Origin of the sequence: Claveliimonas monacensis (assembly GCF_014982975.1) — a bacterium.
Lineage (GTDB): Bacteria > Bacillota > Clostridia > Lachnospirales > Lachnospiraceae > Claveliimonas > Claveliimonas monacensis.
Genome location: NZ_JADCKL010000003.1, coordinates 81147 through 103475 on the forward strand (window position 1 = coordinate 81147; position 22329 = coordinate 103475).

24 protein-coding genes are annotated in these 22329 nt (G+C 53.2%); 21 read left to right on the forward strand and 3 right to left on the reverse strand.

The genetic code is table 11. The features are described 5' to 3' along the window. Positions 1 to 31: 31 nt before the first annotated feature. The 10 genes from INF30_RS06000 (at position 32) to INF30_RS06045 (ending at position 8024) form a co-directional block, all read left to right on the forward strand. Complete coding sequence (locus tag INF30_RS06000) at positions 32 to 478, forward strand: hypothetical protein (protein ID WP_226394548.1); 447 nt, start codon at positions 32 to 34, stop codon at positions 476 to 478. Further along, a complete protein-coding gene (locus INF30_RS06005) occupies positions 468 to 1151 on the forward strand; it encodes a TVP38/TMEM64 family protein (protein WP_076776662.1) in 684 nt (227 codons plus the stop codon). The genes INF30_RS06000 and INF30_RS06005 overlap by 11 nt, the downstream gene beginning before the upstream one ends. Then, positions 1138 to 2127 (forward strand): (Fe-S)-binding protein, encoded by a 990-nt coding sequence (locus tag INF30_RS06010; protein ID WP_226394549.1) that lies wholly within the window; start codon positions 1138 to 1140, stop codon positions 2125 to 2127. The genes INF30_RS06005 and INF30_RS06010 overlap by 14 nt, the downstream gene beginning before the upstream one ends. Continuing rightward, the gene (locus tag INF30_RS06015; protein ID WP_226394550.1) at positions 2124 to 2831 is read left to right on the forward strand and encodes a TVP38/TMEM64 family protein; all 708 of its coding nucleotides are present in this window, start codon (positions 2124 to 2126) and stop codon (positions 2829 to 2831) included. Before INF30_RS06010 ends, INF30_RS06015 begins: the two co-directional genes overlap by 4 nt. Continuing rightward, a complete protein-coding gene (locus INF30_RS06020) occupies positions 2831 to 3163 on the forward strand; it encodes an arsenosugar biosynthesis-associated peroxidase-like protein (RefSeq protein ID WP_076776665.1) in 333 nt (110 codons plus the stop codon). The genes INF30_RS06015 and INF30_RS06020 overlap by 1 nt, the downstream gene beginning before the upstream one ends. Positions 3164 to 3167: 4 nt before the next feature. Next, positions 3168 to 4151, forward strand: coding sequence for an arsenosugar biosynthesis radical SAM (seleno)protein ArsS (arsS, locus tag INF30_RS06025; RefSeq protein WP_226394551.1), 984 nt, complete (start codon positions 3168 to 3170; stop codon positions 4149 to 4151). 19 nt (positions 4152 to 4170) lie between these two features. Next, on the forward strand, positions 4171 to 4599 hold the full coding sequence (locus INF30_RS06030) for a C-GCAxxG-C-C family protein (protein WP_226394552.1): 429 nt from the start codon (positions 4171 to 4173) through the stop codon (positions 4597 to 4599). A gap of 2 nt (positions 4600 to 4601) precedes the next feature. Beyond that, complete coding sequence (locus INF30_RS06035) at positions 4602 to 5933, forward strand: TIGR04283 family arsenosugar biosynthesis glycosyltransferase (protein ID WP_226394553.1); 1332 nt, start codon at positions 4602 to 4604, stop codon at positions 5931 to 5933. A 69-nt stretch (positions 5934 to 6002) separates the two neighbouring features. After that, positions 6003 to 7010 (forward strand): phosphotransferase family protein, encoded by a 1008-nt coding sequence (locus tag INF30_RS06040; RefSeq protein WP_226394681.1) that lies wholly within the window; start codon positions 6003 to 6005, stop codon positions 7008 to 7010. A gap of 144 nt (positions 7011 to 7154) precedes the next feature. Beyond that, positions 7155 to 8024: a rhodanese-like domain-containing protein gene (locus INF30_RS06045; protein ID WP_226394554.1), complete on the forward strand. Its 870-nt coding sequence runs from the start codon at positions 7155 to 7157 to the stop codon at positions 8022 to 8024. Positions 8025 to 8068: 44 nt separating this feature from the next. On the opposite strand, the gene INF30_RS06050 is transcribed toward INF30_RS06045, so the two are convergent. Beyond that, positions 8069 to 8908 (reverse strand): AraC family transcriptional regulator, encoded by an 840-nt coding sequence (locus tag INF30_RS06050; protein ID WP_226394555.1) that lies wholly within the window; start codon positions 8906 to 8908, stop codon positions 8069 to 8071. A 173-nt stretch (positions 8909 to 9081) separates the two neighbouring features. On the opposite strand from INF30_RS06050, the gene INF30_RS06055 reads away from it, so the two are divergent. Beyond that, the gene (locus tag INF30_RS06055) at positions 9082 to 9252 is read left to right on the forward strand and encodes a hypothetical protein (protein WP_164488605.1); all 171 of its coding nucleotides are present in this window, start codon (positions 9082 to 9084) and stop codon (positions 9250 to 9252) included. A 100-nt stretch (positions 9253 to 9352) separates the two neighbouring features. Here the strand turns inward: INF30_RS06055 and glgB are convergent, their stop codons facing one another. Next, positions 9353 to 11140, reverse strand: a complete 1788-nt coding sequence (gene glgB, locus INF30_RS06060; RefSeq protein ID WP_226394556.1) for a 1,4-alpha-glucan branching protein GlgB — start codon at positions 11138 to 11140, stop codon at positions 9353 to 9355. 154 nt (positions 11141 to 11294) lie between these two features. On the opposite strand from glgB, the gene INF30_RS06065 reads away from it, so the two are divergent. Continuing rightward, positions 11295 to 11828 (forward strand): TetR/AcrR family transcriptional regulator, encoded by a 534-nt coding sequence (locus INF30_RS06065; protein WP_087174054.1) that lies wholly within the window; start codon positions 11295 to 11297, stop codon positions 11826 to 11828. A gap of 24 nt (positions 11829 to 11852) precedes the next feature. On the opposite strand, the gene INF30_RS06070 is transcribed toward INF30_RS06065, so the two are convergent. Then, a complete protein-coding gene (locus tag INF30_RS06070) occupies positions 11853 to 12962 on the reverse strand; it encodes a VanZ family protein (protein WP_226394557.1) in 1110 nt (369 codons plus the stop codon). A 213-nt stretch (positions 12963 to 13175) separates the two neighbouring features. Here INF30_RS06070 and INF30_RS06075 point away from each other — a divergent pair, with 213 nt between their 5' ends. The 9 genes from INF30_RS06075 (at position 13176) to INF30_RS06115 (ending at position 22275) form a co-directional block, all read left to right on the forward strand. Next, on the forward strand, positions 13176 to 13565 hold the full coding sequence (locus tag INF30_RS06075) for a GntR family transcriptional regulator (protein WP_226394558.1): 390 nt from the start codon (positions 13176 to 13178) through the stop codon (positions 13563 to 13565). Positions 13566 to 13580: 15 nt separating this feature from the next. Then, positions 13581 to 15002 carry a hypothetical protein gene (locus tag INF30_RS06080; protein WP_226394559.1) on the forward strand — a complete coding sequence of 474 codons (1422 nt, stop codon included), beginning with the start codon at positions 13581 to 13583 and terminating at the stop codon, positions 15000 to 15002. Positions 15003 to 15145: 143 nt separating this feature from the next. Next, complete coding sequence (locus INF30_RS06085) at positions 15146 to 16306, forward strand: helix-turn-helix domain-containing protein (RefSeq protein WP_226394560.1); 1161 nt, start codon at positions 15146 to 15148, stop codon at positions 16304 to 16306. Between the two features lie 42 nt (positions 16307 to 16348). Next, positions 16349 to 17785: a WD40/YVTN/BNR-like repeat-containing protein gene (locus INF30_RS06090; protein ID WP_226394561.1), complete on the forward strand. Its 1437-nt coding sequence runs from the start codon at positions 16349 to 16351 to the stop codon at positions 17783 to 17785. A gap of 119 nt (positions 17786 to 17904) precedes the next feature. After that, on the forward strand, positions 17905 to 18624 hold the full coding sequence (locus INF30_RS06095) for a lantibiotic protection ABC transporter ATP-binding protein (protein ID WP_226394562.1): 720 nt from the start codon (positions 17905 to 17907) through the stop codon (positions 18622 to 18624). Next, positions 18621 to 19409 (forward strand): lantibiotic immunity ABC transporter MutE/EpiE family permease subunit, encoded by a 789-nt coding sequence (locus tag INF30_RS06100; RefSeq protein ID WP_226394563.1) that lies wholly within the window; start codon positions 18621 to 18623, stop codon positions 19407 to 19409. The genes INF30_RS06095 and INF30_RS06100 overlap by 4 nt, the downstream gene beginning before the upstream one ends. Beyond that, positions 19406 to 20152: a lantibiotic immunity ABC transporter MutG family permease subunit gene (locus tag INF30_RS06105; protein WP_076776692.1), complete on the forward strand. Its 747-nt coding sequence runs from the start codon at positions 19406 to 19408 to the stop codon at positions 20150 to 20152. The genes INF30_RS06100 and INF30_RS06105 overlap by 4 nt, the downstream gene beginning before the upstream one ends. Before the next feature lie 24 nt (positions 20153 to 20176). Beyond that, positions 20177 to 20842, forward strand: coding sequence for a response regulator transcription factor (locus INF30_RS06110; protein WP_076776694.1), 666 nt, complete (start codon positions 20177 to 20179; stop codon positions 20840 to 20842). Next, positions 20830 to 22275, forward strand: a complete 1446-nt coding sequence (locus INF30_RS06115; RefSeq protein WP_226394564.1) for a sensor histidine kinase — start codon at positions 20830 to 20832, stop codon at positions 22273 to 22275. The genes INF30_RS06110 and INF30_RS06115 overlap by 13 nt, the downstream gene beginning before the upstream one ends. The last annotated feature ends 54 nt before the right edge of the window (positions 22276 to 22329 follow it).

Sequence of the window (22329 nt, forward strand, 5' to 3'; positions counted from 1 at the left end):
AGCCCTGTACAAAGACTGCACGGAGGAAATCATGAAAAAAATCGGATATATTCTGGCGCTTGTTCTGGAAATCGCAGCTCTTGCCGGCGCCTATATCATACATTATTTTACAAGACGCAAGCTTGGAATGGTCAGATATCTGAATTTCAAGAACATGACATGGGAGAGGGACTATCCTATGGGCCCACTGAAGACAGGATGCGTGGCAGTGGTGGCTGTGCTGACGGTTCTGGTGCTTCTGTTTTTTCTGAAAAAGAGAAAGGAGACCTCCCGCCTCGTATACGCCATGAACATCTGTATGATCGTTCTGACAGCGCTGTACGCCGGATATACCCTTGGAAGTTCCACGGAGACAATGACGGACTATTATTTTATCAGCATCCTGTTCCTGCTGGCGGCAGCGGTGCAGGTCATCAAGACAGCCATTGCCGTTCTGACGGCAAAAGGACAGACAGAGGGAGCAAAGGGTGAAAAATAAAAAACTTTGGATCTTTATCGGTCTGGTTGCAGTGATCCTTGTTCTGAACCATATATTCGGATGGTCTTCCTACCTGGGAGATACGGACAACCTGGCCTTTCTTAAAAATATGATACAGGATAACCTGCCCGGAGCCATTGCCATCTACATGGCGGTAACCATCATAGGGAGCGTTGTCCTGGCGCTGCCGGGCGTCACCTTTGCCATACTGGCAGGGCTGATCTTCGGCCCGGTCCTTGGGACGGTGCTGTGTACAGTTTCCGCCACGGCAGGAGCGGTGCTGGCATTCCTGGCGGGAAGATTCTTCCTCAGGGACAGCATAAGGCCGGCGGCCATGAAGAATAAATATCTGAAAAAGTGGCTGTTTGATGAGTCAGGAAAAAATCAGCTTTTCGTGCTGATGATCACCAGGCTTGTCCCTCTCTTTCCCTACAATCTGCAGAATTTTGCCTATGGGGTGACGGACATCAGCTTTGTCACCTACACGGTGGGCTCCTTTGTGTTCATGATCCCCGGGACGGCCATGTATACCATCGGCACGGCGGGACTTGCGGATGCAGAAAACAGGATGCTGTACATAGGGGTTGCCCTGGCCATAGCGGTGGTGGTTGTTTTTGCCGGGATCATTTTAAAGAAAAAGTATATACAGGAGGAGCCGGATGAATCAGAATAAGAAGACAGCGGATCCATCTGCCTGCGTGCACTGCCATCTGTGTCAGAAGAACTGCGTTTTTCTTGACAGGTATGGGATAGATATAGGAGATACGGAAAAGCTTCAGAAGCTTGCTATGCACTGCTTTCTCTGTGGGAAATGTTCCCGGGTCTGTCCGAAAGGGATTGACGGGCGGGGCGTGATCCTGGAGATGAGAAGGCAGGCAGCGGCCCGAAACGGCGGGAAACCGTCGGAGAAAGGATATGGCATGCTGCTGTGGGAGAAGAAGGATTACCGCTTCCGGAACTACAGGAATGGGACCGGAAGAAGTGTGCTGTTTACCGGATGTAATTTCCCTTCCTTCTACCCGGAGACGACCAGATATCTGGCGAAACTGCTGTGGGAGAAGGCTGGTATGGGTACAGTTTTTGACTGCTGCGGGAAGCCGGTGGCGGAGCTGGGAATGAAGGATGCGGAAGAAAAGATCCTGTCTGACATGAACCGGCGGCTGGAGGAGATGGGACCGGAAGAGCTAGTGATGCTCTGCCCTAACTGCTATCACTTCTTAAAGGGCCGTCTTGGCGTAAGGGTGACCGATATATACACGAAACTGGAGGAGCTGGGGCTTGGACAGAAAGTCCCTGGCAGACTGCAGGTCTTCCCACCCTGCCCGGACCGGAAAGACAGGGAACTGCTGGGGAAGATACGGCCTTTTCTGGAGCAGGAGCCGTGCCTGGAAGAGAATGTCCAGTGCTGCGGCCTGGGCGGATGCGGCAGTGTGAAAGAGCCGGATCTGGCAGCGTCCATGACGGAACCGATGGATAAAGGGCAGATAGTCTGTACCTACTGCGCATCCTGCAGCGGAGCATTTACGAGAAAAGGGTATAAGGCACAGCATCTGCTTGTCAGCATACTGGGACGGGAGGAGACACCGGATGTGAAGCGGTCTCTTCTCAACAGAGTAAAGTCAGCATACTGGAGGGAGAAAAGAAGATGAAACAGAAAAACTGGGTAAAAAAAGTGATCATTCTTGTGATTGTCCTCGTCTGTGCGGCAGTCTATTTCCTTGTACCGCCTGTGAAAAGCAGCATGAACCGGGTGTTCGGCATGTTTGCCAGCGGTGATTTTGATGTGGTGAGAAATTTCGTGGCATCCTACGGGGCCTGGGCAGCGCTTGTGTCCTTCATGCTTATGATCTTTCAGTCTGTGGCAGCGCCGCTGCCGGCTTTCCTTCTCACTCTTGCAAACGCCAACCTGTTTGGATGGTGGCAGGGAGCCATTCTCTCCTGGAGTAGCGCCATGGCAGGGGCGGCTGTCTGCTTTTTCATTGCCCGGATCCTGGGAAGAGATGTGGCGGAGGGACTGACAAGCAAGGCGGGAATCGCCCAGATCGATACATTTTTTGAAAAATACGGAAGAAACACGATTCTGATCTGCCGTCTTCTACCTTTTGTGTCATTTGATATCGTAAGCTACGCGGCAGGACTGACATCTATGTCTTTTAAGTCCTTTTTTATCGCTACAGGTATCGGACAGCTGCCGGCCACGATTGTTTATTCCTATGTGGGCGGTATGCTGACAGGGGGCGCCCAGCTCCTCATGACAGGGCTTCTCATCCTGTTCGCCTTATCAGCGCTTATCGTGATGCTGCGGAAGATTTATATGGACAGGCAGGGAAAGCAGAAAGGAGGAAACGAATAATGGAAACTTACTACAATCCGGAAGATCTGGAAAAATTCGGGACAATAGGTGAGGAGGCGCCTGCTCTTGCAGAGAAGTTCTTTGACTACTACGGAGCTGTTTTTGCGGAGGGAGCCCTGACAGCCAGGGAGAAGTCCCTCATTGCGCTGGCGGTGGCCCATGCGGTTCAATGCCCTTACTGTATTGATTCCTATACAAACGACTGTCTGAACAAAGGCGTCAGCGAGGAGCAGATGACAGAGGCGGTGCATGTGGCTGCTGCGATCCGCGGGGGAGCCACGCTGGTACACGGTGTACAGATGAAAAATATTGTAAAAAAATTGGAGCTGTAAGCATATGAGTCAGGCGCTAGAAGATTTAAAAGAATTAAAAAACATCCCGGACTTTCAGGATCGGATCACAGGGGAAGAATATAGGTACACAGCAGATAAGATGGAAGTTATGCAGATCAATGTAGGCAGACTCTGCAATCTTGCCTGCAAACACTGCCATGTGGAGGCTGGCCCGGGTAGGACAGAGATCATGGACCGGAAAGTCATGGAGGCCTGCCTTGCCGTGTGCAGGGAGCAGAAGATCCCCACCATTGACATTACCGGTGGAGCGCCGGAGATGAATCCGGATTTTGAATGGCTTGTGGAAGAGGCCTGCAGGACAGTAAGCCATGTGATCGTCCGCACAAATCTCGTTATTCTGGAGGAAGAAACATACAGGCATCTGCCGGAGTTTTATGCAGATCACAAAGTGGAGATTGTCTGTTCGCTTCCCTACTACCGGGCAAAGGAGATGAACAGGGTGAGAGGAGAAGGAACGTTTGAGACGGCCATCCGGGTGATACGCAGGCTCAATGAACTGGGATACGGAAGGGAGAAGGATCTGGTGCTCAATATGGTGTACAATCCGGCAGGGGCATATTTTCCGCCCGTCCAGGACGCCATGGAAAAAGAGTATAAGGTAAAGCTGTGGGAAGACTACGGCATTGTGTTTAACAGCCTTTTTACGATCACAAATAACCCCATGGGACGTTTCGAGGCGTTTTTAAAGCGCAGCGGAAATCTGGAGAGCTATATGAAGAAGCTTTCAGATGCATTTAACGAAGCCACTCTTCCAGGGCTTATGTGCCGGCATCAGCTTTCAGTAGGCTATGATGGACAGGTCTATGACTGTGACTTTAACCAGGCGGCGGAGCTGCCGGTTCTGACAGGGGAGACCATCTTTGACATGGTGGGAAAATCCTGTAGAAAAAGGAAAATCTGCCTTGCAAATCATTGCTACGGATGCACGGCAGGACAGGGCTCAAGCTGTGGGGGAGCCACAGAATAGAGCGGGAAAGGAGAAGCGAATGACAAACGAAGAGATCAAAAATCTTTTTATGCAGGGAATCGACTGTTCCCAGGTGGTGACAGGAACATTTGCAGACAGGATGCAGCTCACACAAGAGCAGGCGAGAAAAGTGTCCTCCTGTTTCGGAGGCGGCATGATGTGCGGGGAGACCTGCGGAGCCGTGACGGGCGCACTGATGGTGATCGGTATGGTCTACGGACACAGCCGGGAGAATGATCAGGAGCAGAAAAATGCCATGGCGGCAAAGACTGCGGAATTCAAACAGCTTTTCGCGCAGAAGTATCCATCCTGCATGTGCCGGGAACTTCTGGGACACGATATTTCAAAGCCAGGAGAGATGGATAAAGTTCTGGAAAAAGGGCTGATGTTCGACTTCTGCCCCGGAGTAGTGGAAGATACGATTGAGATACTGGAGAAGATTTTATAATCATGAAAAGAGCAGTGATTATATTTACAAGAGTGCCGGTTCCCGGACAGACCAAGACCCGGATGATGCCTCATTTCTCCCCGGAGCAGTGTGCCCGGCTGCATACCTGTTTTTTGAAGGATATTGCCGGACAGTGCCGGGGCTGCGGGGCGGATATTTTCGTCTGCTATACGCCGGAAGCTGGAAAAAGAAAGCTGGAAAAAATCATAGGGAAGGCGGCAGGATGGTTTCCGCAGACTGACGGCGGCCTGGGAGAGCGGATGTATACAGCTCTGGCAGACGTGCTTGGCAGAGGATACGGTTCCTGCCTTCTTGTGGGAACGGATGTGCCTGAGCTGCGCAGGGAAAGCTTGGAAAAAGCTTTTGAAGTTTTGGAAAAGAATGATGTGGTGTTTGGCAGGACTGAGGACGGAGGCTACTACCTTGTGGGGATGAAACATCCTTTAAAGGAGGCCTTTTCTCTGAATGCGTACGGCCACGGAAAAGTGCTGGAGGAGACACTGGCGGAACTGGAAGAAAAAGGCTTTGCAGTGGGTTTTACAGACATGCTGTCTGACATGGACACCCCGGAGGACCTACGGGGATACAGAAGAAGGATGACCCAGGACAGAAGGCTGAAGGAAAGCTTTACAGGTCGTTACCTGGCCCGCATCAGCCGGATCTCCATCATCATTCCTGTTTACAACGAGAGCTGTACCATCGAAAAGATGCAGAGACAGCTTCTTCCCTTGAAGGACAGGTGCGAGATCCTTTTCGTGGACGGGGGAAGCACGGACGATACGCTGGCGAAGATTTCGCCTGCCTTCCGGGTCATCCGCTCCCGGAAAGGGCGTGCCTGGCAGATGAATGAAGGGGCTGCCCGCAGCAGCGGAGACATTCTTTTTTTCCTGCACTGCGACAGCGAGCTTCCGGCTCATCCCCTGGAGAGGATACGCAGAGTGATGCGTGATCACAGGGCGGGCTGTTTCGGGATTGCCTTTCACTCAAAGAATTTCTTCATGTTCACCTGCCGGGTGATCTCCAATCACAGGATCCGGGACCGGAAAGTCATGTTCGGGGATCAGGGGATCTTTCTGGATCGGGAGCTGTTCTTTGAGGCAGGCATGTTTCCGGAGATCCCTCTGATGGAGGATTACCAGTTATCCCTGACTCTGAAGGAGATGGATGTGAAGCTGGGTATGGCAGACAGGCGAATCTATACATCGGACCGCAGGTTTCCGCCGGGGACGATCCCGAAACTTAAGGTGATGTGGAAGATGAACCGTCTCCGGAAGATGTACCGGGACGGGATGGATATAGAGAAGATCGCGCAGATGTACCGGGATGTGAGATGACAACCGGAGCAGATAAGGAAGAGTGCGGCACAAAGGAGACAAAAGGATATGACAGACAGGAATAAGGATCTGGATATGACAGAGGGGCTGAGGGTCTATGTTGAGACGGAAGGTTACAGAAGAGCCCTTGGACTTCCGGCAGAAGTGCAGGAAGAATACACGCTTCTGGCGCAGGGTGAGTACAACAGAAATTACGTGTTCACCCACCCGGTGACAGGGGAGAGACTTGTTCTCAGGATTAATTTCGGCAGTCAGATGCATCTGGAACATCAGATTGAATACGAGTACAACGCGCTGAAAATACTGGAAATATCCGGTAGAACACCCCGGCCTCTCTATGTGGATGACAGCCGCGCCTACATGCCCAATGGCATCATGGTCATGGAGTATCTGCCGGGTCATGCCCTGGATTATGGGACAGAGCTTTTCCGGGCGGCCGCCTGTCTGGCGGATATTCACAGCGTGCCTCTTTCGGCAGCCCACCATCTGATCACGCCGGAAAACCCGGTGCGTGCCATCCTGGAAGAGTGTGAGCAGATGGTCCGCACCTATATGGACAGCCCGCTTGGGGAGCTGGATAAGAAAGCCATGATACGCAGACTTCTGGATCTTGTGTGGCGGGAAGCGGACAGCCTGTCCCCGGCCTCATACCAGTGCTGCATTAATACGGAACTGAATTCCACCAACTTCCTGATAAACGGGGACGGCGGGAAGGATTATCTTATAGACTGGGAAAAACCTCTCTGCGGTGAACCGGCCCAGGATTTGGGACATTTCCTTGCGCCCACCACCACGTTCTGGAAGACGGATGTCATACTGGACGAGACGCAGATGCGGGCTTTTATACAGAAGTATACAGAGGCTGTGGATGGAAGATTTGACGTGGACGAATTGTGGGAGAGAGTAAGCGTCTACATGACCGTCACCTGCCTGCGGGGCATTACCTGGTGCGCCATGGCCTGGGTGGAGTACCAGCAGCCGGGACGGGAGCTGGTAAACGAGTCCACCTGGCGGAAGCTGGAGGCCTATCTGGAGGAGGGATTTCTGGAAAAGATCCGAAAATTTATAGAAAGGTAGCAGTGGACGGCAGGGAAAATTTATAGAATGTTTCTATAAATATATGTCATAAATCTATATACAATTCTGACAATTCGCTTGAATAGACAGAAAAGAGATTTTATAATTGTAATACACCATACGACAAGGAGGATAAAAGGTTTTATGAAAAGAAGAGTAGCAGCCGTTCTGATGGCAGCAGCCATGGCGGCGACAATGATGACAGCATGTGGTTCAGGCGAGACAGAAGACACAAGTGCAGAGACAACGGAAAGCACGGACTCCTCTTCAGACAGCAGTGAGAGTACAGATGGAGAATATCAGTATGTATCCGCAGCGGACGCTGTAGCGGCAGCGAAAGCCGGAGATACACATGTGCTGGATGTCCGTGAGTGGGCCAATTATGTAAGCGGAAGAGTGGTAAACTCTGAGTGGTGTCCGATCTTCCCTCTGGAGGATGACTCTCTTGTAGAGACTATGACAACATATGCAGAGGAGAACCTGGATGATGATAAAGATATCTATCTCATCTGCAACAGCGGACAGAAAGGTGCTCAGAAAGCCACAGGCGTTCTTCAGGATGCAGGTATCGATGCTTCCCGTATCTATACAGTAGAAGGCGGCGCAAAGGCACTGGCTGAGGAGGACGGCGCCCTCACTACAAACCGTACAGAGGAGAATATCGAGTGGCAGTATGTATCCGGCGCTGAGGCTGTGGAGGCCGTAGGCAATGAGGATATCCAGATTCTGGATGTGCGTGACGACGATACATATGCACAGGGACACCTGGAGGGATCTCTTCAGTGTAACCTGAAGGATGTGGAGAGCACAGATGCCCAGACAGCACTCTATGAGATGGCTACATCTGACATGGATCCGGAGAAACCGGTATACCTTCTGTGCTACAGCGGAAACAACTGTGCAAAGACAGGTATCTCTGTTCTTAAGGACGCAGGTTTTGATGTGTCTGAGCTGTACATTATCGAAAACGGAGCAAAAGATGCTGACGTGGCAGCAGCTTTTGTGACAGAATAACAGTATGAAAGTTAAGGGACTGCATCGTATCTGAGTAGTCCCTTTTATTTTCCCTTCCGCACCGCCGACGGTGTCGTGCCGTAGAGCTCTTTGAAAGTGCGGTTAAAAAGTTTCTGATTTGTAAATCCATTTCTCTCCATGATGTAAGAAACAGGATCCTCCGTGTTTACCAGATCATGGTATATATGCGTTACCCGGACTTCATTCAGATACCGGAGGAAGGACATGCCGATATTCTTTTTGAAAAAACGGCAGAAGGCCTCCTTTCCAAGGCCTGCCAGATCGGCGGCATCCTGGAGCGAGACAGGCTCCTGGTAATGTTCTTCCACATAGGAGATGATATCCCGCAGACGGTTGGCCGTGAGACGGTCGCTTTTTTTGTCCGGGGGCAGCACGCTGGTGGAAAAGTCCCGTATAAGGCGGGCCAGCACCTGCAGGGTAAGGCCCTCCGCCTCCAGATAGAAAGCAGTGGCATCCTGGATGTAGAGCCGGGTCATATTTTCAAGGAGCTGGCAGATCTCCAGGTAGGCGGGGAACTTCTCAACGCTGATCAGATCCGGCCTGCACAGGATGTGATGGTCTTCAATGTCCGGCATACAGTCCTGGAAATGCTTCCGGGCAATGTGGATGCACAGGAACATGGAAGTCTGGTCATAGCAGAAGGTACTGTGCACCTGCATGGACTCCACTGCCATAAGCTGCTTTTTTGGGAGAGAGTACTTTGTGCCTTCCACAGTGATCTCGGAGAGTCCGTTCAAAGGATACAGGATCTCCAGCTCCTCGTGCCAGTGGAGCGGCCGGTAGCCGCCGGGGGTTGTGTAGAAAGCCACGTTTATCCCTGAATTACCTATATTCTGAAATGTCTCATAATAGGGCTGCGCCATCTGTATCATCCTCCTTTTTCTGTTGCAGAATAGAATAGCAGAAAAAACAGAATAAATCAATATCGACTTAAAATATGTCAAAAAGATATCTGTTTCTTACCGGAAAAGAGCAGTATGATAATACACGTAAAGAGGAAACAACATCAATAACAGTTGAAAGGAGTGTATGACTTATGAAAACAACTGCATTGAATGGAAATATGGTAATAACAGATAATGGAGGTATGACAATCATGGAGAGAATTAAGAGATATTTTGCAGAGAACGCAGCAACAATCACAGGAGGCTTCCTTATGATGAACGGAGGCAACTTAAACGTGGCATACAGAATGCTGGGAAGATAATTTATAAATCACTTTACTTTCGTGGCAGGAGACAGCGGATGAGGTTCCGGATATACGGGACGGCATCCGCTGTCTTTTTTGGAAATGGCCTGTGCTATAATCACTTCACTGTAAAATACAGGGCCGAATAGGGGGACATATCAATCTGAAAGAGCTGATACTCCCCTTTGATCTTTGCTCTTTTTTCTCTGGAAGCGCCGCCGTACATTTCCAGATCACTGGAAAACACAGGGATCAGCGCCTCTGCGCCTGGGACCTTCAGCACAAAATCATCCACCTTTTTGTCGGAGAAGTTAAAGACGGCCACAAGGCGCTCTTTGCGGCTGCGGCGCTCAAAGGCATAGATACATTTCTCCTCCTGGTGACAGTCCAGCCACTGGAAGCCGCCTTCCTCATAGTCCTGCTCCCAGAGTGAGGAATGTTCCAGGTAAAAGTGGTTCAGATCCGCCATGAAGTGAAAGAAGCCGTCGTGGGCCGGATAGGAGAGGAGGCACCAGTCCTGCTCTCTTTTTTCATCCCACTCCCTTAGCTGACCGATTTCATTTCCCATGAAGTTCAGCTTTTTCCCGGGATGGGCGTACATGTACATATAGAAAGCCCGCGCCTGGGGGAACTTTCCATCGTAATCCCCGTACATTTTCTGCATGATGGTGGCTTTTCCGTGGACTACCTCATCGTGAGAGAGAGGCAGGAGATACCGCTCCTGGTAATAATAGGCCATGGAGAAGGTGAGTTTGTGGTATTCTGCTGTGCGGTAAGAGGGGGCTGTGCGGAAATAGTTCAGCGTGTCATTCATCCAGCCCATGTCCCACTTGTAGTCAAAACCAAGGCCGCCCTCTTCGGCGGGCCGTGTGATATCCGGGAAGGAGGTGGAGTCCTCCGCCGCCAGAATGACATCGGGGTATCTTTTTTTCAGCCCCTGGTTCATATTTCGCAGGAAGTCCACCGCATTTCCGTTGACGCCCCGGGCCGGATCTCCCTGCCAGTAGATGGCCCGGCTGATGGCATCCATGCGCAGGCCGTCTATATGGAACTCAGAAAGCCAGTAGTCTGCCGCGGACTGGAGAAAACTTCGCACCTCGCCCCGGGAGTGCATGAAATTGCAGCTTCCCCACTCGCTGTATCCCACGGCAGAGTGAGGGTACTCGTAGAGGGCCGTGCCGTCATAGTGTGCAAGCGCATAGTCGTCTACCGCGAAATGGATCGGGACAAAGTCCAGGATCACCCCTATGCCGCTGCGGTGGCAGGCATTGATAAAAGATTTGAACTGATCCATGGTGCCGTACCGGGAGGTGGGGGAAAAAAAGCCGGTTCCCTGGTAGCCCCAGGAGTCGTCGCAGGGATACTCGGCCAGGGGCATGATCTCCAGATAGTTGTACCCGGCTTCCTTAAGATGGGGGATCAGCAGGTCTGCCAGCTCATCGTAGGTGTACCAGGCGTCCGGTTCATCGGAAGGTTTCCGGAAAGAGCCGAAGTGGATTTCGTAGATGTTCAGCGGCTTGTCCCGGCAGTCGGAACGCTTTTTCATCCAAGCCTGGTCCTGGAAATGAAAGCTGTCCCTGCTGCGTATGATGGAGGCGGTGGCAGGGCGCAGTTCCATGCCGTACCCGTAAGGATCGCAGTGGTCTATGCAGCGGCCGTCCCCGCCGTAGATCCGGTACTTGTACATCATACCCGGGAGGGTGTCCTTTACATGGACTTCCCAGAAATTTCCGTCGTGGACTTTCTCCATGGGGAGTTCCTGCCAGCCGCTAAATTCCCCGATGAGACTGACTCTGGAAGCGGAAGGGGCAAAGGTGCGGAACGTGGTTCCGTCATCCTGCACATGGGCGCCCAGGTATTCGTGCGCATCAAAAATTTTCCCTGTATAAAATCCGTAAAAATCCATAACTGACCTCCGTAAATAATAGACACGAGTTGTTTTATATCTTATAATTATCACAGCGCAGCCAGGGAGTCCACCGACGATATTCGCGATTCGTCGGAAAAACAACTCTTTGGCGAAATGGTTGCTTAAAAGGGAAAATCCGGGAGGGCGGAAGATGGATTTAAGAACAGAAAAAACAGAGAAAGCGATCCGCAACGCATTTATGGAACTGCGGGCGCAGAAACCGTTGGAGAAGATTACAGTGAAAGAGCTGTGCGCCCTGGCCTGTATCAACAAGTCCACATTTTACGCCCACTACAGCGATATCTATGCGCTCTCGGAGACACTGGAGCAGGAGACGGTGCTCTCCATTGTAAACAGCATCCCGGATCTTAAGGGACACTCTGCGGAAAATCCGGATGTGTTCACGCGGGCCCTCTGCCTTGCCTTCCTGTCCAATATCTCCCTCATAAAGGTGCTGTTTGCGGGAAAGGAGCAGAACCACCTGGGAGTGCAGATGGAGAGGGAGCTTAAAAAGGTGATTTACCGGAAATATCCGGAGTACCAGAAAGATCCGGAAAAAGATATTCTTCTTTCCTACTGCATCCAGGGGGCGTATCACGCCTACTTAAACAATATGTCCGTGGATACACAGACATTTGTCCAGGTGGTAGAGCGGATCGTGAAGTGTCTGAAGCCGCTGTTCTGACAGATATTTTTTAGGGAACTGATATTAAGAGGAAATTTCCTCAGAGCGACAGGGCTGGTCCGCCAGGGACGAAATATTTCTTGTGCCGGACAGCCGTTCATAGAACAGATCCCGGTGCCGGACAGCGCGGATTCCTGTGTATGCAAGGAAGAAGAACCAGACTGTGTAACACAGAAAGGCCGGCAGAGGCGGAAGCAGGGAGAAGATCCGGGGCAGTGCAAAGAGAAAGAGGAGCAGACTGCCGCACCGCAGCGGGTACTGGTACCAGTGGGGCCTGCTGCCTGTTGCTGTGGCGCCGATGCGGATGCGCAGGATCCATTTTCCTGCGGTGCGCCCGCCTGTAAGCGCGGGAACAAAGGAGTAGTATAAAAAGGCAGGAATAAGCCAGAGGCTGCCTGGCATCTGGCGGCCGTCGGGAAGGGCAGCCCGAAGCGCTGCATCTGCCAGAAAGATAAGGAACAGATCGAAACAAAGAGCCAGTACGCGCCGGGGCAGGGACACCTCCATTCCCCGGCGTATGCTGGCTTTATCCATGTTTTCGCGGGATGGCAGAAGCCGCATGAAGGCCGGGGCGCACAGGTACCCGGCAATACCGCCGAGGGTATTGATCAGCAGGTCATCCACATCGAAAAGCCGGTATCCCCTGGGATAGAGAAAGTACAGCCCTGTGAGCTGGGTCAGCTCAAAGAACAGAGACAGAAGGAAGGAGAAAAGAAAGGTCCTTCTGAAACCGCACCGGAAATAATACCGCAGATAGATGCCAAAAGGGATGATCATGATGAAGTTGAAAAACACCTGGAAAAACGCCTTGTTTTTGATGAGGGTTATCCAGGTGGAGACATCCCGGAGGCGGAAATCAGACTCCTGGAAAATGTCCCGGATAAACATAAAAGGAACAGACTGTATCCTGGGACCTGTCATGCGGGCCACTTCATCGATGGAAGGCAGGGGCAGGATGACAAGAAAGTAGACACACAGCAGGTACAGGATAAAAGAGTACACGATCAGAATACGGAAGCTCAGGACAGAGCCGTATTTCCGGTAGTTGTAAATGATATAGGGGAAGGTAAATAAAAAGGCGATAAAGGGGAATGCGATTACCGCCGTCAGTATGGTCTGTACGTAGGAGCTCATAAAGCAGCCCTCCTTAAAATGGATTTCCTTTATGAGCCGTATTGTAGCACAGATTGTCGAAAAATCTGTGAAAATGACAGAAATGTAAGGTAAATGTAATGTGAGAGCAGGGCTTGTAAAAAAGTATTATCTGTATTATGATTAGTAATACAGATAATACTTTTTTGCCGCAATGCAAAAGCAGAGATATCCCAGGGAGAGGAGACGGATTTTATGATCATTTCTCTTGATATGAGCAGTGATACGCCCATATACGTGCAGCTCCGAAACCAGATCGTCACAGGGATAGGCAGAGGAGAGCTGCGGGCCGGGGAGACGCTGCCTTCGGTCCGGCAGATGGCCAGGGACGCAGGGGTCAACACTATGACGGTCAACAAGACCTACCAGATCCTGAAGGCGGAGGGCTTTATCGAGATTGACAGGCGTAAGGGAGCCACGGTCCTGCCGGCCGGGCAGGCGGAAGGCAGGTTCCGGGAAAAGCTGGAGGCAGAGCTGGAGCTTTTGTCGGCGGAGGCCTGCCTGAAGGGAATGGAAAAGGATGAGTTCCTGGGTATATGCGAGGCTATGTTTGCCAGCATGCACCCGGCGGAAAGTGAGGGGTAAGGGATGAACATTGCCATGTTTTTTATTTTTCTGGTCTGTAATCTGATCATTGTCCCTCTCTGCCAGTATTCCTACGGAAACCTGTGGGAGTACCGGGAGGGGATGGTGCTGGGGGTCCACATTCCGGCCACCTGTATCCAACATCCCCGGGTGCGGGAGCTCTGTGAAAAGCACAGGAAAAGCTGGACCTTATTCCACCGGATCAATCTGGCGGCCAGCTTTCTCATATGCTTTGTCTGCTTTCTGGATTACATGGCCTTTCTCATCGTGTGGATGGTCTGGCTGCTGGAGTATGTGTGCGGTCTTGAGTATCTTATTATCATTCCACACAGGCGGATGTACCGGCTGAAGCTGGAGAACGGATGGATGGACGAGAGGAGCAGGAAGATCGTGCGCGTCGACACGGCCGTTTCGGCGGCTTCTTCGAGGCTGGCCCTCGACTGGAAATGGCATCTGCCCATCCTTGTCCTGACTGCGGCTACAGTGTATTTCGTGGACGCGGCGGAGAGGAAATTCCAGGTGGCCGCCCCGGAGGCCTGGCCCTTCTGGCTGCTCTACGGGACCGGCGTGGGGCTCTGCCTTCTTTTCCTGGCCATGCATGTGGGAGTGGAGCGCCGCCCCAACCGGGTGTACAGCGAGGACAGCCAGATCAATCTGGCGGCCAACCAGCTGACGAAGCGGTCCTGGACCGAGGGGCTCGTATATGCCTCCTGGGTAAACGGCGTCTCCTGGATCTTCATGGCCATCGCCTATTACCGGTACGGCCCGGACCTTCCGGGAGCTGTGTATGCCATTTACACAGGTCTTATATTCCTGGCGGCAGCCGCCCTTCTCCTTCCCCTGGGGATGTCCGTGGGGAAACGGCGGGAGGTGCTGGAGGCGGACACCTCCGCCTGCTACATTGACGACGACGAGTACTGGAAGAAGGGCTGGTACAACAATCCGGGCGACCGGCATCTCCTCGTCCAGGACAGGTTCAACAGCATGAACATGTCCATGAACTACGGGCGGCCGGCGGCCAAGGTGATCACGGGAGTCCTGGCGGCCGTCATCCTGGGCGGAATGGTCTGGACTGCGGTGCTCCTGTCAGATTTTGTCAACGTGGAGGTGGTATTCACACAGGAAGGAGACACCTTTACCTTTGAGGCGGCGGGGTACGACTGCTCCTTTGGCAGAGATGAGATACAGTCTGTGGAGCTCCTGGACAGTATGCCTGAGGAGCATTTTACAAGGACGAACGGAGGCAGCACAGAGGAGTACCAGGTGGGACACTTCCGGGGAAAGGAGACAGGGAGATGCATGATGTTCCTGTACACAGGCTGCGAGCCCATACTGGAGATACGGCTTGACGACATGACCGTGTTCGTTAACAGCCGTCAGGAGGAGACCACCCTCTCCTGGTACGGAGAGCTGGCCGGACAGGAGGCCGGTGAATAGAAGATAAAAAGACCGAAGGGCTGAAAAACAGGGAAGAGCGGGAGGCTCCACTGTGCGTGGACTCCCGCTCTTCCCTGCGTATATTGCCAGATTTTCCCCGGCGGGGTATGATAAGAACGAAAACAGTGAAGGGAGAGGACGGCATGGATCACGAAAAGACAGGAAGATACATTGCAGCCAGCAGAAAAAAGAAGATGATGACACAGAAAGACCTGGCGGACAGGCTGGGTGTGACAAACAAAGCTGTCTCCAAGTGGGAGACCGGCCAGGGGATGCCGGATATCAGCGTTCTGCTGGAGCTTGCCCGCGTACTGGACGTGCCGGTGGAGGCGATCCTGGAGGGCGGCCCGGCAGAAACGGAAACTGTGCAGCCGGCTCTGCAGGAGTACACAACGGCCTCCGGTGTCATGGAACACCCGGAGAAAAAGGAGCGGTCCCGGTATGTGCTGGAAGGAGTCGGGGGCATTCTGCTTGTGCTGGGTATCCTGTGCCTGGGTGTGCAGATCTGGTACATCCTTAACAGAGACGGGTATCAGATCGAGTATATGGCCAGGTGGATGTTCTTTGCCGTAAACGGGGCGGCCCTTTTGTTTCTGATGGCAGGCGGCCTCTGTATGAAAAAGCTGCGCCCCTTTTTCTTAAAACCGGCGGTGGTGCTGGGAGCTGTGCTCCTCTTCGCAGGCAATGGGGCAGCCGGCCTTTTGACCGATGATGGACAAAGAGAGATCCTCAGCTTTTCTCTCGGCTTTCCTTCAGACTGCATGGTTTTAAAAATACAGGAGGATAATGGCTCTGCCAGGCTTTACAGGCAGGCCGCGGGACCTTTTGTCCGCCAGGCGGAAACTTTTCCCTTTACCGTTGCCGGGGAAGTAAAGACCCAGTGGCTGGAAAAAGACGTGTGCGCCGTGACGTATGAGTCGGAAGAGGACGGAGGAGTACACCAGTATGTTGCCACTTACGGAGACCGCAGCGACGGGACTGCCTACTACTATGTGTCCAATGCCATCGCAGGCACATGGGTGGGGGAAGGCGGCTACATGCTGGATGTGCGCAACGGACAGATGGAACTGGAGACGCCCCGGGGAGTGGAAATCTACGAATATGATGCATACATGCAGTATGGAACGCTTTCCCTGGTTTTCCCCAAAAACGGCCCTGAGTGGACCCTTGTGCTGAATGCGGACTGCATCCTGGAGGGCGGGGAGAACACGGTGGAGGATGGCGGCACACTGACTCTGTGCAGGGTCAGCATGAAGAAGACCACCCCTGTCGTGCTGGAGCGGATCATGGATGGAGATATATAGGCGAGGCTATGGACAGACGATAACAGAAAGGGGAGAACAGACATGAAAAAGAGGGTCATCATTGCAATGGCCGCGGCTATCCTTGTGATGGCAGCGCTGGCGGCATTTATATTCAGCAGGTGGACGGATAAGGAGAACACGCTGGAACAGGCGGGGCTTGCCGCCATTCTGGATAAGGTAAAAGAAACGGAAGAGTTTCCAGAGCATGGGGATATCGCCTATCTGGGAGCTTCCATTACAGAAAAGGGAGAGGTGACAGACTTTACGCTGACGGTGACAGGCTTCGATGACCAGGATCAGTATATCTCCCATGTGGGTTATACCTACGACAGTGAGGCGCAGGAGCTTTCCTGCAGGGAGTACCAGGAAACAGCCCTTCCCACATACTACGATCCCAATGCGGATTTCACATACATAGATGAGCAGATCCGCAGGATCCCCTTTGAAGCACAGATCCGCCTTCTTGATTTCGACCGTTTCCAGGTGGAATTTCAGCCGGACATCCAGCTTGAAGCGGGGACACCGGTTCTAGATGGAAGCGGCGGGCAGGATTTCCCGGTGCTGACATGGGAAGAGTACCAGCAGGGGCAGGGCGGTGTCAGCGACGGCTCCTCTGCCCTGGTCATCTCCCTTACGGATGGAACTGGGGTCACTGGCAAAAGGTTGGAATATTACTGTGAGGCGGCAGATACGTCCGCCCTGTCCGGACACCCGGAGACCGTGATGCAGATGGATTATCGGATCAATAACGGGGACCTCCTTCTGACCGGTGATGCGGGAGAAAGCTGGGTCTCCACAGGGCTTTCCAGCCAGCAGGTAAGCGAGACCACGGACACCTACCAGAGGGGCGGCAGTCTTTTTGAGGACAGTTACTTTGCAGATGGAAACGGCGTCTACGCTGTGTTTTACGGGGAGATGCCCACTCTTCGCCTGTCCCGGGACAAAGGGGCCACCTGGCAGGACATTCCGTTTACAGACTATATGCCAAGACTCTGCACAAGAAGGATCGTCCGTTTCCTGGACAGTGAAAACGGGTACGCTGGTCTTGGCACAGACTGGACCATGGGGAGTGGCGGGGCTACTTACGTGTACTGGACCCATGACGGGGGAGAGACGTGGACATCTTCCACAGAGCTGTACGAGGAGGCAATGATGCTGGACGGACTGGCTTTTTCGGACACATCACATGGCGTGGCCAGCCTCCAGACAGTGAACGGCGACGAACAGTATCCGGCTCTCAGAGTGACCACCGATGGAGGCGCTTCCTTTACAGAGCTGGTCCTCCCCTGGGAGAGCCTTCCTTCCAGTGTATCCTTTCTGGACAAAGTGGACTCTCTGACAGCAGAGGGCGGCGTGTTTACACTGACCCTGGGGCAGGGGACGGCCGGCAATACAAAGGCCGTCTTTACAAGCACGGATCTGACCCAGGGGTGGACCTTTAAGGATAGTTTCCAGGGAACCATCCACACGGAAGGGTAGCAATACCCTTCTTTTTTTTCGCACCCTTATAAATTCCTTAGGTTTCTCTTTTATACTTTCAGATACAGGGCGGGATGTCTCTGGCACCGTCGGTATACTATATAAAGGAGAGAAAAAGAATGAAATCTATTGTTTTAGAAACGAAAGCATTGACAAAGACATTCCGGGGAAATGACGAAAAGGCACTGGATCGGGTGTCCCTGCGCATTCCCGGCGGATGCGTCTACGGGCTGCTGGGGCCAAACGGGGCCGGAAAGTCCACCCTGCTGAAGATCATCACAGGAATGGTGCAGCCTGATGAAGGACAGGTGCTCTTTAAGGGGCAGCCGTGGAGCAGACAGGCGCTGGCAAAGACAGGCGTTCTCATAGAAATCCCTCCTCTCTACGGGAACTTAAGCGCCAGGGAAAATCTTCTGGTACGCACCACCGCTCTTGGACTTCCCGAAAGCCGGATCAGCCAGGTGCTTGAGACTGTGGAGCTGACAGACACGGGAAAGAAGAAAGCCGGGAAATTTTCCCTGGGAATGAAACAGCGTCTTGGCATTGCGGCTGCCCTTTTGTCAGAACCGGAACTCCTTATACTGGATGAGCCCACCAACGGACTGGATCCCTTCGGCATACAGAAGCTCCGTTCCATGCTGCGGGAGTTTGCATCTGGCGGCATGACAGTGCTGGTCTCCAGCCATATCCTGGGTGAGGTGGAGCAGATGGCAGATCATATCGGGATCCTGTCGGGAGGCGTCCTGGGCTACCAGGGCGGGATGCCGCAGAAGGGACATCTGGAGGAACTCTTCACAAAAGTGGTGGAGAAAAACAGGAAAGGAGAGTGGCAGGCATGAGTCAGGAAAAGACGTGTATGGGAAGACTGCTGCGGGCGGAAAAGATGAAGTACCGCCGCAGCGGAACGGACATGCTGTGGTATCTGCTGCCTGTCCTTACGCTGGCAGTGGCTTTTGTGCTGAGCACGACTTACGGCACGGTCAGCGCCTACAACTGGTGGTATGTGGGTATGTATCCGGCCATGACAGGGCTGCTGTGCTGTCTGGCGGCAGGAAAAGACGGGAAAATGGAGGACAGGGCCATCCTGTCCCTGCCTGTGCCTCTGGCGCGCCTCTGGGACGCCAAGGTGCTGACCTGTATCCTGTGGATGGTAAAAGCCAACATCCTGCTGGCGCTGGCTGTCTGGATCACGGGAAATCTTATTTTTCCACATCTGGGGATGTCCCAGACGCTGCAGGTATCCCTGCCCCAGGCCGGAGCTGCTGTCCTTGTCATGGTTGTGGCCGGAAGCTGGCAGGTGCCGCTTTGCCTGTCCCTGGGGCGGCGCCTGGGTATGCTGCCGGCTCTGCTGATCCAGATGGGACTTACACTTACAGGCATTCTGGCCGCTGTGACGCCCTTCTGGATGGTGGATCCCTATGCCATCCTTCCTAGGATGATGTGTGTGGTCATCGGGGTGCTGCCCAACAATATGCCGGCCAGGCCGGGCAATCCTACTTTCTCTGCGGAGCTGCTGGATCCGGCCAGCCTGGCTCCGGGGCTGGCGATCAGCCTGGCGCTGCTTGTGCTTCTGTGGTGCCTGTCCAGGCGGTGGTATGAAAGAAAGGGGGCTGCGAGAGTATGAAAGGATTTGCAAGACTTCTGGCGGCGGAGATGAGAAAGTATGCCCATACGTCTGTTCTGAAGATCCATCTCGTTCTCCCTCTTGTGGGGATGGCAGTGTTTCTTCTATACTACAGCTTCTCTGGCTGGAGCAGTGCCGGAAAGGTGCAGGCCTATCTGGAGGTGGTGGCATGTATCTGGCCTTTCCTCACAGGACTTGTCTGCGGGATGGCGGCGGAAATGGAGGCGGAGGCGGGATATCAGATCCTCCTTCTCCTGCCGCCGGGCAGATGCCGGGGGATCACGGCCAAGTGGCTGGGCCTTCTGATCCTGGGGCTGGGAGCTGTCCTCCTGGCCATACTGGGATTTGGCATCCTGTATCGCCTTCTCCTCCCGGGCGGCGATGTGTTCTCTCTGGATCTGTATGTGCGGGAAGCCCTGGTGATCTGGCTTGGGCAGATACCGGTGTATCTGATCCACCTTTTCCTTTCCATCCGGCTGGGGAAGGCTGCATCCATAAGCGCCGGCGCGGGCGGGATGATCCTTGCCTGCCTCATGCTCACCGGCATGGGAGAGGGGATCTGGATGTACCTTCCCTGGGCTTTCAGTGGCAGGTGGTGTGATTATGTGTTAGTATATCACATGGGTGTCATGGACTCCGCGGCAGTGGCGGAGCAGGCTTTCTGGCCCTTTTGTGTATGCGGGGGACTGTCCCTTCTGATCTTCGGGACAGTACTTCTCTGGTACAGGAAAAAAGATTTTTAAGACTTTCGGGAGTGAAAAAATAAAATGACAGGAAATATATTGGCGGTAGATGACGAGGAAGGGATCCTGCGGATCATAAAGAGAGCGCTGGAAAAGGACGGCTGCCAGGTGGATACAGTCAGCGATCCCCTCCTGCTTAAGAACAGGTTTCTGGGGAAATATGATCTGATCCTTCTGGATGTGATGATGCCGGGGGTGGACGGTTTTTCCCTCTGCAGGCGGATCCGAGGGGAGGTGGACTGTCCCATTCTCTTTCTCACGGCCCGGACCGGGGAGGAAGATATCATGACAGGTCTGGGCCTGGGAGGGGACGATTATATCAGAAAGCCTTTTGGTATCGGGGAACTGCGGTCCAGGGTGCAGGCCCACATCCGCCGGGAGAGGCGCAGGAAGACCCATGCGGTCCTGGCAGGTGAGATGCGTTTCTATCTGGGAGAGAAACGGGCGGTATACAGGGAGACGGAGCTGCCTTTTACAAAGAGTGAATATGAAATCTGCGAGTATCTGGCCCTTCACCGGGGCCAGGTGTTCTCACGGGAGCAGATCTATGAGCATGTCTTTGGCTATGATGGCGAGAGCGACAGCTCCGCCATTACGGAGCATATAAAAAACATCCGGGCAAAATGCCGGGCGGCCGGCTGCGAGCCTGTGGAGACAGTGTGGGGGACAGGGTACAGATGGAAAAGCTGAGGAAACTGACAAAGCGGAAAAATCCGGGACAAAAAAGATTGCATGCTATTTTTTCCAGGTTCCTTCTTCTATACGCCCTGCTGGCAGTGGGAGCAGGCGTCATCATCTTTTTTTCCTACTTTGTCCTGGTGAGCCTGGGCATGATCCGGATCCCTTCCTATGAACAGACCCGGATCATGCAGGCTGCGGATGCCATCCGGACAGGGGGACAGGTGGAAGAGAAGCTGTTTCCGGATACATGTGTCTACGGGGTGTACGGGGAGGACGGCACCTGGCTGTACGGAAATATCCCGGCAGAGCAGCGAAAAGAAGTGTGGAGGCAGGCAGGTACACAGGAGACGACCAGTCTGTATGGAAGTTTCTGGCAGAGAATTGAAAAGGAAAACGGCAGCACAGCCATGATCCGGTATCAGGTGATGGCAAAATTTGTCTCCCCTGCCCTGCGGGAGATTTTCCCCAATGCAGAGCTTGTGTTTCTGGGGGCTTTCGTGCTGATCATAGTTATATTGACGGTCTGTATGCCCCGCCGCTTTGGAAGATATGTGGACCGGCGGCTTAAGGTCCTGTCGGAGACTGCCGCCAGAGTGGAGAGGGAGGATCTGGCCTTTGAGAGGGAACATTCTGACATAAAGGAGATAGACGAAGTCCTGGCTTCCCTCCATAAGATGAAGGAAGCCCTCCAGAAGTCCCTCAGGGAGCAGTGGGAGCTGGAACAAAAAAAAGAACAGCAGGTCCGGGCCCTGGCTCACGACATCCGGACGCCTCTTACCATTATACGGGGAAATGCAGAACTTCTTGCCGAGACGGAGGATCTCCGCGAGATCCGTGAATGGGACGGAGAGATCCTGGATAATATAAAAGATATAGAGGGATATCTTGTGATCCTCCAGGAGACCATGAAAGGAGAGATAAGCCTGGAGGATGGCTGCGGACAGGCATATTTTCCGGCCCGCCCCTGGCTGGAGGAGATAAAGGAAAAGGCCGCGGCTCTGGGGAGGGCAGGAAAAGCAGAAATTCTCTGTCGCCTGGAACTGCCGGAGGCGTCTTCCTGCTTTCTGGAAGGAAACCGGACCAATGTAAGCCGTGCAGTTCTGAACGTCATTTCTAACGGAGTGGACTATACGCCTGCAGATGGGAAGGTGGAGATCCATGCCTCCATTGTCCGGCCGGGGGATGACGGCAGGGAGTGGCTTCGCATTACGGTGACAGACCAGGGGCCGGGATTTTCCGGGGAGGATCTGAAAAGGGGAACAGAGCGGTTCTACCAGGGGGATGGCAGCCGGGGGCACCGTCATTACGGCATGGGACTTTACATTGCCCGGACTTTCACAGAGGAGGCAGGCGGAAGGCTGACGCTCTCCAATGCAGAGACAGGAGGGGCGCAGGTGCGGATCGATCTGCCCCTTTATCAGGGAGCTTTCTTAAAAGATTGAAAAGAATGTGACCAGGTTACAGAAAAAAATCCGCAATGGTGTATAATAGAGACA